General features: G+C 48.8%; 10 protein-coding genes, 2 tRNA genes and 3 rRNA genes. All 15 read right to left on the bottom strand.

What is annotated here, in order from left to right:
• Nucleotides 1–31: 31 nt before the first annotated feature.
• A tRNA-Thr gene (locus H7F26_RS06705) sits at nucleotides 32–107 on the bottom strand.
• Nucleotides 108–128: 21 nt separating this feature from the next.
• A tRNA-Val gene (locus tag H7F26_RS06700) sits at nucleotides 129–204 on the bottom strand.
• Nucleotides 205–224: 20 nt separating this feature from the next.
• Nucleotides 225–340: ribosomal RNA gene (rrf, locus tag H7F26_RS06695) — 5S ribosomal RNA — on the bottom strand.
• Nucleotides 341–471: 131 nt separating this feature from the next.
• A 23S ribosomal RNA gene (locus H7F26_RS06690) occupies nucleotides 472–3,402 on the bottom strand.
• A 174-nt stretch (nucleotides 3,403–3,576) separates the two neighbouring features.
• Nucleotides 3,577–5,126, bottom strand: a 16S ribosomal RNA gene (locus H7F26_RS06685).
• The 16S, 23S and 5S rRNA genes sit together here with 2 tRNA genes alongside, the layout of an rRNA operon.
• 297 nt (nucleotides 5,127–5,423) lie before the next feature.
• Entirely contained in the window at nucleotides 5,424–6,923 is a 1,500-nt protein-coding gene (gene lysS / locus H7F26_RS06680; protein ID WP_011197475.1) for a lysine--tRNA ligase, read from the bottom strand.
• Between the two features lie 84 nt (nucleotides 6,924–7,007).
• On the bottom strand, nucleotides 7,008–8,009 hold the full coding sequence (gene dusB, locus H7F26_RS06675; protein ID WP_003178264.1) for a tRNA dihydrouridine synthase DusB: 1,002 nt from the start codon (nucleotides 8,007–8,009) through the stop codon (nucleotides 7,008–7,010).
• A gap of 16 nt (nucleotides 8,010–8,025) precedes the next feature.
• Nucleotides 8,026–8,235 carry a helix-turn-helix domain-containing protein gene (locus H7F26_RS06670; RefSeq protein ID WP_003178262.1) on the bottom strand — a complete coding sequence of 70 codons (210 nt, stop codon included), beginning with the start codon at nucleotides 8,233–8,235 and terminating at the stop codon, nucleotides 8,026–8,028.
• On the bottom strand, nucleotides 8,187–8,687 hold the full coding sequence (gene folK / locus H7F26_RS06665) for a 2-amino-4-hydroxy-6-hydroxymethyldihydropteridine diphosphokinase (RefSeq protein ID WP_003178260.1): 501 nt from the start codon (nucleotides 8,685–8,687) through the stop codon (nucleotides 8,187–8,189). The genes H7F26_RS06670 and folK overlap by 49 nt, the downstream gene beginning before the upstream one ends.
• Nucleotides 8,684–9,046, bottom strand: coding sequence for a dihydroneopterin aldolase (gene folB / locus H7F26_RS06660; protein ID WP_025805876.1), 363 nt, complete (start codon nucleotides 9,044–9,046; stop codon nucleotides 8,684–8,686). The genes folK and folB overlap by 4 nt, the downstream gene beginning before the upstream one ends.
• On the bottom strand, nucleotides 9,039–9,896 hold the full coding sequence (gene folP, locus H7F26_RS06655) for a dihydropteroate synthase (RefSeq protein ID WP_003178255.1): 858 nt from the start codon (nucleotides 9,894–9,896) through the stop codon (nucleotides 9,039–9,041). The genes folB and folP overlap by 8 nt, the downstream gene beginning before the upstream one ends.
• Nucleotides 9,897–9,908: 12 nt before the next feature.
• A complete protein-coding gene (gene pabC, locus H7F26_RS06650; RefSeq protein WP_003178253.1) occupies nucleotides 9,909–10,769 on the bottom strand; it encodes an aminodeoxychorismate lyase in 861 nt (286 codons plus the stop codon).
• Nucleotides 10,766–11,350 (bottom strand): aminodeoxychorismate/anthranilate synthase component II, encoded by a 585-nt coding sequence (gene pabA, locus H7F26_RS06645; protein WP_003178252.1) that lies wholly within the window; start codon nucleotides 11,348–11,350, stop codon nucleotides 10,766–10,768. Before pabA ends, pabC begins: the two co-directional genes overlap by 4 nt.
• Nucleotides 11,347–12,780: an anthranilate synthase component I family protein gene (locus H7F26_RS06640; protein WP_003178250.1), complete on the bottom strand. Its 1,434-nt coding sequence runs from the start codon at nucleotides 12,778–12,780 to the stop codon at nucleotides 11,347–11,349. Before H7F26_RS06640 ends, pabA begins: the two co-directional genes overlap by 4 nt.
• 196 nt (nucleotides 12,781–12,976) lie before the next feature.
• The gene (gene cysK, locus H7F26_RS06635) at nucleotides 12,977–13,900 is read right to left on the bottom strand and encodes a cysteine synthase A (protein ID WP_003178247.1); all 924 of its coding nucleotides are present in this window, start codon (nucleotides 13,898–13,900) and stop codon (nucleotides 12,977–12,979) included.
• Nucleotides 13,901–13,914 lie beyond the last annotated feature (14 nt).

The raw sequence follows: 13,914 nt of genomic DNA, 5'->3' as shown, positions 1-13,914 counted from the left end.
AAAGAGACTTAAACATTATATCATAAAAAAGTGGTGCCGGCAAGAGGACTTGAACCCCCAACCTACTGATTACAAGTCAGTTGCTCTACCAATTGAGCTACACCGGCTTTATCAACAAAATATTATAATGGTGGAGGATGACGGGATCGAACCGCCGACCCTCTGCTTGTAAGGCAGATGCTCTCCCAGCTGAGCTAATCCTCCGTTTGCACTTGCGTGCAACAGCTTGGCGGCGTCCTACTCTCACAGGGGGAAGCCCCCAACTACCATCGGCGCTGAAGAGCTTAACTTCCGTGTTCGGCATGGGAACGGGTGTGACCTCTTCGCTATCGCCACCAAACTATGCCTTCAGGACGAAGGTACTGGGCGTTCCTCACAGGATGTGAGGGCCTTTAGCCGAGTTTCCTTGCCTTTGGCTTTCTGAGAGCATTCTCTCAAAACTAGATAACGGACAGACGATTCACAAATATTTAGGTTAAGTCCTCGATCGATTAGTATCTGTCAGCTCCATGTGTCGCCACACTTCCACCTCAGACCTATCAACCTGATCATCTTTCAGGGATCTTACTTCCTTATAGGAATGGGAAATCTCATCTTGAGGGGGGTTTCATGCTTAGATGCTTTCAGCACTTATCCCGTCCGCACATAGCTACCCAGCGATGCCCTTGGCAGAACAACTGGTACACCAGCGGTGCGTCCATCCCGGTCCTCTCGTACTAAGGACAGCTCCTCTCAAATTTCCTGCGCCCGCGACGGATAGGGACCGAACTGTCTCACGACGTTCTGAACCCAGCTCGCGTACCGCTTTAATGGGCGAACAGCCCAACCCTTGGGACCGACTACAGCCCCAGGATGCGATGAGCCGACATCGAGGTGCCAAACCTCCCCGTCGATGTGGACTCTTGGGGGAGATAAGCCTGTTATCCCCGGGGTAGCTTTTATCCGTTGAGCGATGGCCCTTCCATGCGGAACCACCGGATCACTAAGCCCGACTTTCGTCCCTGCTCGACTTGTAGGTCTCGCAGTCAAGCTCCCTTGTGCCTTTACACTCTGCGAATGATTTCCAACCATTCTGAGGGAACCTTTGGGCGCCTCCGTTACCTTTTAGGAGGCGACCGCCCCAGTCAAACTGCCCACCTGACACTGTCTCCCTGCCCGATAAGGGCAGCGGGTTAGAAGGTCAATACAGCCAGGGTAGTATCCCACCGATGCCTCCACCGAAGCTGGCGCTCCGGTTTCCAAGGCTCCTACCTATCCTGTACAAGCTGTACCAACATTCAATATCAGGCTGCAGTAAAGCTCCACGGGGTCTTTCCGTCCTGTCGCGGGTAACCTGCATCTTCACAGGTACTATAATTTCACCGAGTCTCTCGTTGAGACAGTGCCCAGATCGTTGCGCCTTTCGTGCGGGTCGGAACTTACCCGACAAGGAATTTCGCTACCTTAGGACCGTTATAGTTACGGCCGCCGTTTACTGGGGCTTCAATTCGCACCTTCGCTTACGCTAAGCGCTCCTCTTAACCTTCCAGCACCGGGCAGGCGTCAGCCCCTATACTTCGCCTTACGGCTTCGCAGAGACCTGTGTTTTTGCTAAACAGTCGCCTGGGCCTATTCACTGCGGCTCTCTCGGGCTTGCACCCTAACAGAGCACCCCTTCTCCCGAAGTTACGGGGTCATTTTGCCGAGTTCCTTAACGAGAGTTCTCTCGATCACCTTAGGATTCTCTCCTCGCCTACCTGTGTCGGTTTGCGGTACGGGCACCTCTCACCTCGCTAGAGGCTTTTCTTGGCAGTGTGGAATCAGGAACTTCGCTACTATATTTCGCTCGCCATCACAGCTCAGCCTTACGGGAAACGGATTTGCCTATTTCCCAGCCTAACTGCTTGGACGCGGATATCCAATACCGCGCTTGCCCTATCCTCCTGCGTCCCCCCATTGCTCAAATGGTGAGGAGGTGGTACAGGAATATCAACCTGTTGTCCATCGCCTACGCCTTTCGGCCTCGGCTTAGGTCCCGACTAACCCTGAGCGGACGAGCCTTCCTCAGGAAACCTTAGGCATTCGGTGGAGGGGATTCTCACCCCTCTTTCGCTACTCATACCGGCATTCTCACTTCTAAGCGCTCCACGAGTCCTTCCGGTCTCGCTTCACAGCCCTTAGAACGCTCTCCTACCACTGTTCGCAAGAACAGTCCGCAGCTTCGGTGATACGTTTAGCCCCGGTACATTTTCGGCGCAGAGTCACTCGACCAGTGAGCTATTACGCACTCTTTAAATGGTGGCTGCTTCTAAGCCAACATCCTGGTTGTCTAAGCAACTCCACATCCTTTTCCACTTAACGTATACTTTGGGACCTTAGCTGGCGGTCTGGGCTGTTTCCCTTTCGACTACGGATCTTATCACTCGCAGTCTGACTCCCAAGGATAAGTCTTTGGCATTCGGAGTTTGACTGAATTCGGTAACCCGGTAGGGGCCCCTAGTCCAATCAGTGCTCTACCTCCAAGACTCTTACCTTGAGGCTAGCCCTAAAGCTATTTCGGAGAGAACCAGCTATCTCCAGGTTCGATTGGCATTTCACCCCTACCCACACCTCATCCCCGCACTTTTCAACGTGCGTGGGTTCGGGCCTCCATTCAGTGTTACCTGAACTTCACCCTGGACATGGGTAGATCACCTGGTTTCGGGTCTACGACCACGTACTCAAGCGCCCTATTCAGACTCGCTTTCGCTGCGGCTCCGTCTTTTCAAACTTAACCTTGCACGGGATCGTAACTCGCCGGTTCATTCTACAAAAGGCACGCCATCACCCGTTAACGGGCTCTGACTACTTGTAGGCACACGGTTTCAGGATCTCTTTCACTCCCCTTCCGGGGTGCTTTTCACCTTTCCCTCACGGTACTGGTTCACTATCGGTCACTAGGGAGTATTTAGCCTTGGGAGATGGTCCTCCCGGATTCCGACGGAATTTCACGTGTTCCGCCGTACTCAGGATCCACTCAGGAGAGAACGAAGTTTTGACTACAGGGCTGTTACCTCCTATGGCGGGCCTTTCCAGACCTCTTCATCTACCTCGTTCTTTTGCAACTCCGTACAGAGTGTCCTACAACCCCAAGAGGCAAGCCTCTTGGTTTGGGCTGTTCCCGTTTCGCTCGCCGCTACTCAGGGAATCGCATTTGCTTTCTCTTCCTCCGGGTACTTAGATGTTTCAGTTCCCCGGGTCTGCCTTCTCATATCCTATGAATTCAGATATGGATACTGCTCCATTACGAGCAGTGGGTTTCCCCATTCGGAAATCTCCGGATCAAAGCTTGCTTACAGCTCCCCGAAGCATATCGGTGTTCGTCCCGTCCTTCATCGGCTCCTAGTGCCAAGGCATCCACCGTGCGCCCTTTCTAACTTAACCGTTAAAAAGAATCACTACGTGATATCTTGCATTACAATTGAATGTGAATGTCTACTTTCGTTATCTAGTTTTCAAAGAACACGCTTTGAAGGAATGATCCTTCAAAACTAAACAAGATCCAAACGCACCTGTCTATAAGACCGCAAGGTCTTATATTCCGTATAATATCCTTAGAAAGGAGGTGATCCAGCCGCACCTTCCGATACGGCTACCTTGTTACGACTTCACCCCAATCATCTGTCCCACCTTCGGCGGCTGGCTCCAAAAGGTTACCTCACCGACTTCGGGTGTTACAAACTCTCGTGGTGTGACGGGCGGTGTGTACAAGGCCCGGGAACGTATTCACCGCGGCATGCTGATCCGCGATTACTAGCGATTCCAGCTTCACGCAGTCGAGTTGCAGACTGCGATCCGAACTGAGAACAGATTTGTGGGATTGGCTTAGCCTCGCGGCTTCGCTGCCCTTTGTTCTGCCCATTGTAGCACGTGTGTAGCCCAGGTCATAAGGGGCATGATGATTTGACGTCATCCCCACCTTCCTCCGGTTTGTCACCGGCAGTCACCTTAGAGTGCCCAACTGAATGCTGGCAACTAAGATCAAGGGTTGCGCTCGTTGCGGGACTTAACCCAACATCTCACGACACGAGCTGACGACAACCATGCACCACCTGTCACTCTGCCCCCGAAGGGGAAGCCCTATCTCTAGGGTTGTCAGAGGATGTCAAGACCTGGTAAGGTTCTTCGCGTTGCTTCGAATTAAACCACATGCTCCACCGCTTGTGCGGGCCCCCGTCAATTCCTTTGAGTTTCAGTCTTGCGACCGTACTCCCCAGGCGGAGTGCTTAATGCGTTTGCTGCAGCACTAAAGGGCGGAAACCCTCTAACACTTAGCACTCATCGTTTACGGCGTGGACTACCAGGGTATCTAATCCTGTTCGCTCCCCACGCTTTCGCGCCTCAGCGTCAGTTACAGACCAGAGAGTCGCCTTCGCCACTGGTGTTCCTCCACATCTCTACGCATTTCACCGCTACACGTGGAATTCCACTCTCCTCTTCTGCACTCAAGTTCCCCAGTTTCCAATGACCCTCCCCGGTTGAGCCGGGGGCTTTCACATCAGACTTAAGAAACCGCCTGCGCGCGCTTTACGCCCAATAATTCCGGACAACGCTTGCCACCTACGTATTACCGCGGCTGCTGGCACGTAGTTAGCCGTGGCTTTCTGGTTAGGTACCGTCAAGGTACCGCCCTATTCGAACGGCACTTGTTCTTCCCTAACAACAGAGTTTTACGATCCGAAAACCTTCATCACTCACGCGGCGTTGCTCCGTCAGACTTTCGTCCATTGCGGAAGATTCCCTACTGCTGCCTCCCGTAGGAGTCTGGGCCGTGTCTCAGTCCCAGTGTGGCCGATCACCCTCTCAGGTCGGCTACGCATCGTCGCCTTGGTGAGCCGTTACCTCACCAACTAGCTAATGCGCCGCGGGTCCATCTGCAAGTGGTAGCTAAAAGCCACCTTTTATGATTGAACCATGCGGTTCAATCAAGCATCCGGTATTAGCCCCGGTTTCCCGGAGTTATCCCAGTCTTACAGGCAGGTTACCCACGTGTTACTCACCCGTCCGCCGCTGACCTAAGGGAGCAAGCTCCCGTCGGTCCGCTCGACTTGCATGTATTAGGCACGCCGCCAGCGTTCGTCCTGAGCCAGGATCAAACTCTCCATGAAGTTTGATAATGACTACGCACACTTACATGTGCGATTTATTTAATGAATTAACAGGTACGTTTTGTCTTGTTTAGTTTTCAAAGATCATTATTAAAGCGACTTTTATATTATATCCAATCTCGGATATTAAGTCAAGAACTTTTTTTGAAGTTCTTTTTTTCTTTCGCCGCCGTTTTGCGGCAACGAATAATAATATACCACCGTATTTATGATTGTGCAATACTTTTTTGAGAAAAAATTTAATTTGTTTTAAATGAGCAGCAGCCGCTTGTTACGCGGCTGCTGCACGAAAGTCAACTAACGATGTCTCATTTGCGGGAATAGTAAAACGTCCCTGATTGAAGGAGAATTCGTCAAAAGCATAATCAGTCTGTCGATGCCGATTCCAAGGCCGCCGGTAGGAGGCATTCCGTACTCCAGCGCTTCGACAAAGTCTTCATCCATCATATGCGCTTCATCGTTTCCTTCTTCACGTTCTTTTAATTGCGCTTCAAAGCGTTCTTTTTGGTCGATAGGATCATTTAATTCAGTAAATGCATTCGCGTGCTCACGGCCCACGATAAACAGCTCAAAACGGTCCGTAAATCGAGGGTCTTCAGGATTTTTCTTAGCCAGAGGAGAAATCTCCACAGGGTGTCCGTATATAAAAGTAGGCTGAATCAACGTTTCTTCAACTTTTTGCTCGAAGAATTCATTAATGATATGTCCAACTGACATGCCTTCAGAAATTTCAATTCCGTGTTCTTTGGCATATGCTCTTGCTTCTTCTACCGATACTTCTTTCCAGAAGTCTACACCGGTGGCTTCTTTAACAGCATCGACCATATGGAGTCTCTTCCATTCAGGCTTGAGGTCGACTTCATAATCTCCATATTGAACGGTCGTAGTGCCGAGCACTTCTTGTGCAATATGAGCAATGAGATTTTCCGTCAATCTCATAATATCCTTATAGTCAGCATAAGCTTCGTAAAGTTCGATCATCGTAAATTCAGGATTGTGCCGTGTGGAGACCCCTTCATTTCGGAATACACGTCCGATTTCATAGACTTTTTCCAACCCGCCGACGATCAGCCTTTTCAAATGGAGCTCGATAGCGATCCTCATGTAAAGCGGCATATCCAGCGCATTATGATGTGTAATGAACGGACGGGCAGATGCGCCACCCGGAATCGCGTGCATCGTAGGCGTTTCAACTTCTAAGTATCCGTGGTCATCTAAGTATCTTCTCATGGATTGAATGATTTTGCTTCGTGTAATAAACGTATTTTTGCTTTCCGGATTTACGATCAAATCCAAATAACGCTGACGGTAGCGCTGCTCGATGTCCTTTAATCCATGATATTTGTCCGGAAGCGGACGAAGGGCTTTTGTCAATAAATCAAAAGATGTTGCTTTTACAGACAATTCGCCTACATTCGTTTTAAACATGACGCCTGTAACGCCGACGATGTCCCCGAGGTCAGAGCTTTTAAACCATTCGTACTGCTCTTCACCGACACTGTCTTTTCTGACATAGATCTGAATCTGGCCCTTTAAATCCTGAATATGCGCGAATCCCGCTTTCCCTTTTCCGCGCTTTGTCATCATCCGGCCGGCAATCGTTACTTCAATTGCTTTTTCCTCTAATTCTTCTTTTGAGAATTCATTATACGACTCAATGAGATCAGTTGATTGATGGGTGCGATCAAAACGCTGTCCGAAAGGATCTTTTCCGCTTTCTCTCAACTGATTCATTTTATCGCGTCTGACTTGCAGCTGGTCGTTTAATTCTTCATGGTTATGCTCTTCATGGCTCATCATATATCACTCCGTTACTTTTAGTCTTTCAGGAAAAAAGCAGAAAAACTGCCAGTGAAAACTGGCAGTGAGCAGAGGTCGGATTTATCCTACTTTTGCATCCTGAAGCTCTTTTGCCTCGGCTTCAATCGTAAACGCGTCTAAAAGCTGAACGAGCTCATCTCTCGTTTCGCAATGGTTGATTTCATTCCGGACCTTTGCGTTTCCTCTTATGCCTTTTAGATACCAGGCTGCGTGCTTTCTCATTTCGCGAACCGCAACATTTTCGCCTTTCAGCCCGATTAATCGGTCAAGGTGAAGTTTGCAGACAGAAATTTTCTCACGCACTTTCGGCTCATCTTTCAATTCGCCTGTTTCCAAATAGTGAACCGTACGGTAAATCATCCACGGGTTACCCAGCGCTGCACGGCCGATCATGACGCCGTCCACCCCTGTTTCATCAAGCATGCGTTTTGCATCTTGCGGAGTTTTGACATCACCGTTTCCGATTACAGGGATTGAAACGGACTGCTTCACTTCTTTGATAATATCCCAGTTCGCCGTTCCTTCGTACATTTGCACGCGGGTCCGTCCGTGAAGAGCGACCGCTTTTCCGCCTGCTCGTTCTACAGCTCTCGCATTCTCAACAGCAAAGATATGGTCTTCGTCCCAACCCATTCTCATTTTCACGGTCACAGGCTTGTCAACAGCCTCCACGACAGCTGAAACCATTTCATAAATTTTATTCGGATCAAGCAGCCATTTGGCTCCTGCATCACATTTTGTGATCTTTGGCACTGGACATCCCATGTTTATATCAATAATATCCGCAGTTGTGTTTTGGTCAACAAACTTCGCCGCTTCGACAAGCGTTTCTTTTTCTCCGCCGAAGATCTGCAGGCTGAGCGGTTTTTCACGTTCATCGATATAAAGCATTCCCATCGTTTTCGCATTATTGTAAAGGATCGCCTTATCGCTGACCATTTCGGCGCAGACCAAACCCGCTCCGAATTCCTTAACCGTCAAGCGGAAGGCTGAGTTGCAGACACCGGCCATCGGCGCGAGCACAACCCTGTTTTTTAATTCTATATCACCGATTTTAAACATTTTTAGTCCTCCTTTCTTATTCTTCTGATGGAGATAGTTCCTCCACTGTTATATTTAAAGTATTGGCTACATCCCTGAGCATGCTCTCCGTCGGCATACGATTCCCGCGTTCTACTTCACCAAGCACAGAAACGGATATACCCAATGCTTTGGCAAACCCTTCTTGAGTATAACCCTTCAGCTTTCGATATGCACGAATTCGTCTACCCCAGATTTCTGCTTCCATACTCTTACACCTTCTTGATTTTTTGCATGATTGACAGCTCCCTCAAGATCCGGATAAATCTCCAGCAGCGGGATGAGTACAAACAAACGTTCATGCATTCTAGGATGAGGAACGATAAGTTGCTCTGTCTCAATATTTTCACGATTATACAACAAAATGTCAAGGTCTGCAGTCCTCGGCCCCCATCTAATGTCGCGTTTGCGGCCGAGTTCTTTTTCAATACGCTGAGTCAAATCGAGCAATTCAAACGGTGAAAGAGATGTTTTAACAGCTGCAGCCATGTTTAAAAATAGATCTTGGTCTGTATAACCGACAGGATCAGTTTCGTAAATTGACGAGATGTCTGTCACCTCTACAGACGGATGTTGATGGAGGAGAGAGACAGCTTTTTTTAAATATTCTTCCCGCCGGCCGATATTCGAGCCGAGCGCTATATATGCCGTGTTGTTCATTTTCGCTTTCTCGTCATCTCGATGGCCACCGATTTATAGTGACCAGGTATAGGAGGATCAGGCTTGACGACTTTAACCGTACATTCCTGAACCGCTTCAAAATTCTCCAGCACTTGTGCGGCAATCGTTTCCGCGAGGGTCTCCACAAGGTTGACCGGCTCTCCCTCCACAACCTCTTTGCACAGCTTATACAGCTCTGCATAATTAATGGTGGCCTCAATATTATCCGTTTTCCCGGCTTCGCTTAAATCTAGAAATGCTGTCAGATCAACGCGGAATCTCTGGCCGAGTTTGTTTTCTTCTTTGAAAACACCGTGATATCCGTAAAACTCCATGCCCTCTACATGCACTTTATCGATGATAAACGCCTCCTTTATCAATCATGGCATCCATCATTTTTGCCATCCTGGAGATTTGCTTGACGTCATGCACCCTGACGATATCGCACCCCTTTTGAATACCGAGGCATACTGTCGCCCCCGTGCCTTCCGCTCTTTCTTCAGGCGGCAGATCCAGGACTCGGCCGATAAATTTTTTTCGTGACGTCCCCAATAAAACCGGGTATCCCGGTTCGCTGAACTTCTCGAGCTGATTCATGACCGCCAAATTGTCATGATACGTTTTGGCAAAGCCGATGCCGGGATCAAGTACGATGTGATGATCCTGAACGCCTGCTGATTTTGCAATGCTCACACATTCCATCAAATCAGACAGCATGTCCGGGATCAAATCCTTATAATTCCGTTCCTCGCGGTTATGCATCAAGATAATCGGCACATTATGAGCGGCCGCAACTCGGGCCATGTCAGGATCTGCTTTTGCTCCCCAGACATCATTGATGATGGCTGCACCGGCCTTAATGGCTTCATCTGCCACTTGCGCTTTATAAGTGTCAACGGAAATCGGGACGTCGATTTCCTGAACAAGTTTTTCAATTACAGGTATGACTCTTGACAGCTCTTCATCAAGAGAAACCTTTTCCGCCCCCGGCCTCGTCGATTCTCCTCCGATATCAAGGATATGGGCGCCGTCTTCGATCATTTGTTTTGCATGAATGACGGCGCGATCGATGCTGTTATATTTTCCGCCGTCTGAAAAAGAATCGGGCGTCACATTTAAAATTCCCATGATCAATGTTTTATCTTCATAAGACAACGTGTATTGCTTTGCGATCAGTTGCTTTGAACGCACCGCTGTTTGAAGCGCCATATCCTTCACCCTTTAACTCAAATATTCTTTTGCTGCTTTCCTATCATTAGTGTATGCCTCTTGCAGACGTTTCGACAAATTTCCATCCTTTCCCGGAAATTCAGTGCTGCCGATTCTCCGGAATGGAACGATTTCCTGAACGGAATTGGTCATCCATGCTTCGTCCGCAAAGAGAAGCTCTTCCAAGGGGTATACCCCCTCTATGACTTCGATTCCCATATCTGCAAGGCGCTCGATGACGTAGCGGCGTGTGACACCGCCTAATATGCCGGTATCAAGAGAAGGTGTATACACACAGCTGCCTTTCCGCCAAAAAACGTTGGAAATAATTCCTTCAGCTACAGCTCCGCCTTCGGTAAGAAAAATCCCTTCTTTGGCCGCGCCATGTCCGAGCTCCCTTTTTCCGTACAAATTATTTAAAAAGTGATGCGATTTCAAGCGGAACGGACCCTCTGGCGTATTGCGGCGGACCTGCAAGATGACGCCCTCCTTTTCAGCCGGAACGGATGCAGGCTGAAAAGGATTCATCATCACCATGACGCCGGGATTTTTGTATGAATCAGGAAAAAGGCCGGGGCCGCCGGGACCGGCGGATATATTTAGCCGGACCCTCGCATCCAGATTCTGCGGCTGATTCAACTGAAGCAGCCTGTCAAGAATGACAAGCACTTCGCTTTTTGTCAGCTCAAGCTCAATTTTCAGCTGTTCCAAAGCGTTGTTCAATCTGTCCATATGCCAGTCTAAAAGGAAGGGCTTCCCTTCATAAAGCCGGAACGTTTCGAATACCCCGACTCCGTATAAAAAACCATGGTCAAAAGGAGAAAGTCTTGCTTCCTCCTCCTTTACATATTGACCGTTCAGGTAAATGATCATGCGTTCACTTTCTTTCGGTAAGTCTCAATAAAATTCTTCAGCATCTCTTTTCCGTAAGCGGTCATAATCGACTCTGGATGGAACTGAACGCCTTCAACCGGCAGTTCTTTATGCCTGATGGCCATAATCTCCCCTTCTTCCGTCCAAGCCGATGTCTCAAAACAATCGGGCAGTGTATCCGGTTTGACGATCAAAGAATGATACCTCGTGGCCGTGAGCGGATGTTCCAGGCCTTTAAAAACCGTCAGCCCGTCGTGCGAAATCTCGGAAGTTTTCCCATGCATTAGCCGCTCTGCCCTGACGACATCGCCGCCGAAAACCTGGGCGATCGACTGGTGTCCGAGGCAAACCCCGAAAATCGGTATTTTCCCGGCAAAATGGCGGATCGCTTCAAGGCTGATCCCGGCCTCATCCGGACTGCAAGGCCCGGGAGAAATCATCAAAAAGTCAGGCGACATGTCCTCTATTTCCTGAAGGGTGATCTCATCGTTCCGCTTGACGACCAACTCCTCGCCAAGCTCGCCTAAATACTGAACCAAGTTGTACGTAAACGAATCGTAATTGTCGATCATTAGAATCATATCTCAGCTCTCCTCTGCTCTTTTTTCTCTTCTTCACTCAACTGCAGCGCCTTTTTCATCGCCAGGGCCTTTTTAATTGACTCTTTATATTCATGCCTAGGATTTGAATCGATGACGATTCCCGCTCCCGACTGCATGAACGCCTGGCCCGCTTTCACATAAATCGTTCGGATGACGATATTAAAGTGCATATCCTGATTATATCCGAACCACCCTATAGAACCAGTATAAAGCCCCCGTCTCGTTGGCTCAAGCTCCTCAATAATTTCCATCGTTCTGACTTTCGGCGCTCCGGTGATCGTACCTCCGGGAAACACGGCATGGATGACATCAACGGCATCGCATTCATCCCTTAGTTCACCGCACACATTTGAGACAATATGCATGACGTGGGAATACTTCTCAATCACCATGAATTCATCGACCCGGACCGAACCGTACTTGGAGACCCTGCCGAGGTCATTACGCTCTAAATCAACGAGCATCACATGTTCGGCGCGCTCTTTTTCATTCATGATCAATTCGTTCGCGAGCGCTTCATCCTCCGCTTCATCCGCCCCGCGGGATCGCGTTCCGGCAATCGGCCTTGTTTCAAGCCTGGTGCCCTTTTTCTTAATGAGCAGTTCAGGCGACCCGCAGATGATTTGAAAATCCGGGGTTTCCAAGTAGGCCATGTACGGCGAAGGGTTGATTTCTCTTAACATCTTATACACCTCATAAGGAGGCGCAGAAAGGCGCTCCGACTGGCGAACAGAAAGATTCACCTGAAATACGTCACCGCTTGCGATGTATTGCTTCACTTTCTCAACAGCCTGAGAAAAGCCGGCTTCTGTAAATGAGGCCGCGAATGCCGGGCCTTTGTTATCATTCGGCTGATGACCTCCAGCGGCCTTCGGATGTTCCGTCTTCCACATTTGCTCAAGCCTGTCCAATTTCTCTTCCGCAGCGGCCGGCGTTTCTTCATCAGTGTGGGTAATCACCCAAAGCTGCTGCTGCTCATGGTCATAGACGGCTATATCATCAAATACGAGAAAGAATAAATCCGGCGTTTGCAGATCATCAATAGACAGGATTTTGAATTTCTCAATATACCGGGCATAGTCATAGCTAAGAAAACCGACAGCCCCGCCCTGAAAGTCGGGAAAATCTGCAACTGTCTCCGTTTTCAGCGTTTCAAACCATTGAGAAAACTGCAGAAACGGATCCCCCTCTTTGAATATGACGTCCCCTTTATATTGAATCGTCGTGATACCGTCTTTCCCTTTCGCTATTGCGACAGGGTCGAGTCCGGCTATGCTGTATTCTCCGCCTCTCGCGCTTTCCAGCAGAACGTGGTATTCTTTTCCTTTCGATAGGCTTTCATATTGCTGCAAAAACTGTTGATTGGAAAATGGGAACGCTCTGGCTACAGGCCTTCGTTGTCTCATCATATCATTCCTCTGCCGTTAGTCTAATGTCCTTATTGTAATGCATATCTTTTTTCTAGGAAAAGAGAATTTCATTTCCAATACAGAAAAAAGCCCTTGAGCATGTTCACTCAAGGACACCGAGCTTTTAAAAGGGCTGCGCTCCATGACAAACAAAAGGCCGCCGACATCGTCGGCAGCCTCCTGTTTCAGCTGGAGCCTATTCAAATTGGTAAAGAGGCGTGCTTAAGTATCTCTCTCCGTTACTAGGAAGCACAGCGAGAACTTTTTTGCCTTTTCCAAGCTTTTTAGCAACTTGAAGAGCAGCACAGATGGCTGCGCCTGAAGAAATTCCTCCGAGAATTCCTTCCTCTCTCGCCGCTTTACGGGCAAATTCAAAGGCTTCTTCGTTTTTCACTGTGATGATTTCATCGTAAATTTCCGTATTCAAGATTTTCGGAACGAATCCCGCTCCGATTCCCTGAATTTTGTGCGGCCCTGGTTTTCCTCCGGAAAGAACAGGAGAATCAGTCGGTTCCACCGCGAAAATCTTGATGGACGGATTTTTTTCTTTCAGAACTTCTCCGGCACCCGTTATCGTTCCGCCGGTTCCGATACCTGCAATGAAAGCATCTAAACCGTCTCCGAATTGTTCAGCGATTTCTTTTCCCGTCGTGCGGCGGTGAACTTCTGCGTTCGCAGGGTTGTTAAATTGCTGAGGCATAAAATAGCCGTGTTCCTCAGCCAGTTCTTCCGCTTTTTTAATCGCGCCTTTCATTCCCTCAGCACCTGGAGTCAGCACAAGCTCAGCTCCATATGCACGCAGAAGGTTGCGGCGCTCAGAACTCATTGTATCAGGCATAACAAGAATCGCTTTGATGCCTTTCGCTGCAGCGACCATGGCAAGTCCGATTCCTGTATTTCCGCTTGTCGGTTCAATCAGTGTATCTCCTTCTTTCAGAAGGCCTTTCTCTTCAGCGTCTTCTATCATAGCAAGCGCAATCCGGTCTTTTACGCTGCTTCCAGGGTTCATATACTCCAGTTTCACATATACTTCAGCACTGTCTTCATCAACTAGTCGATTTAATTTAACGACAGGTGTATTTCCGATTAAGTCATAAACAGAGTTTGCAACGCGAACCATTTGAACACCTCAAT

The organism is Bacillus sp. PAMC28748, from assembly GCF_014250415.1.
Lineage (GTDB): Bacteria > Bacillota > Bacilli > Bacillales > Bacillaceae > Bacillus > Bacillus licheniformis.
Note: the sequence above shows the minus strand (reverse complement) of the source record. Positions and strands in the feature narration are given on the sequence as shown.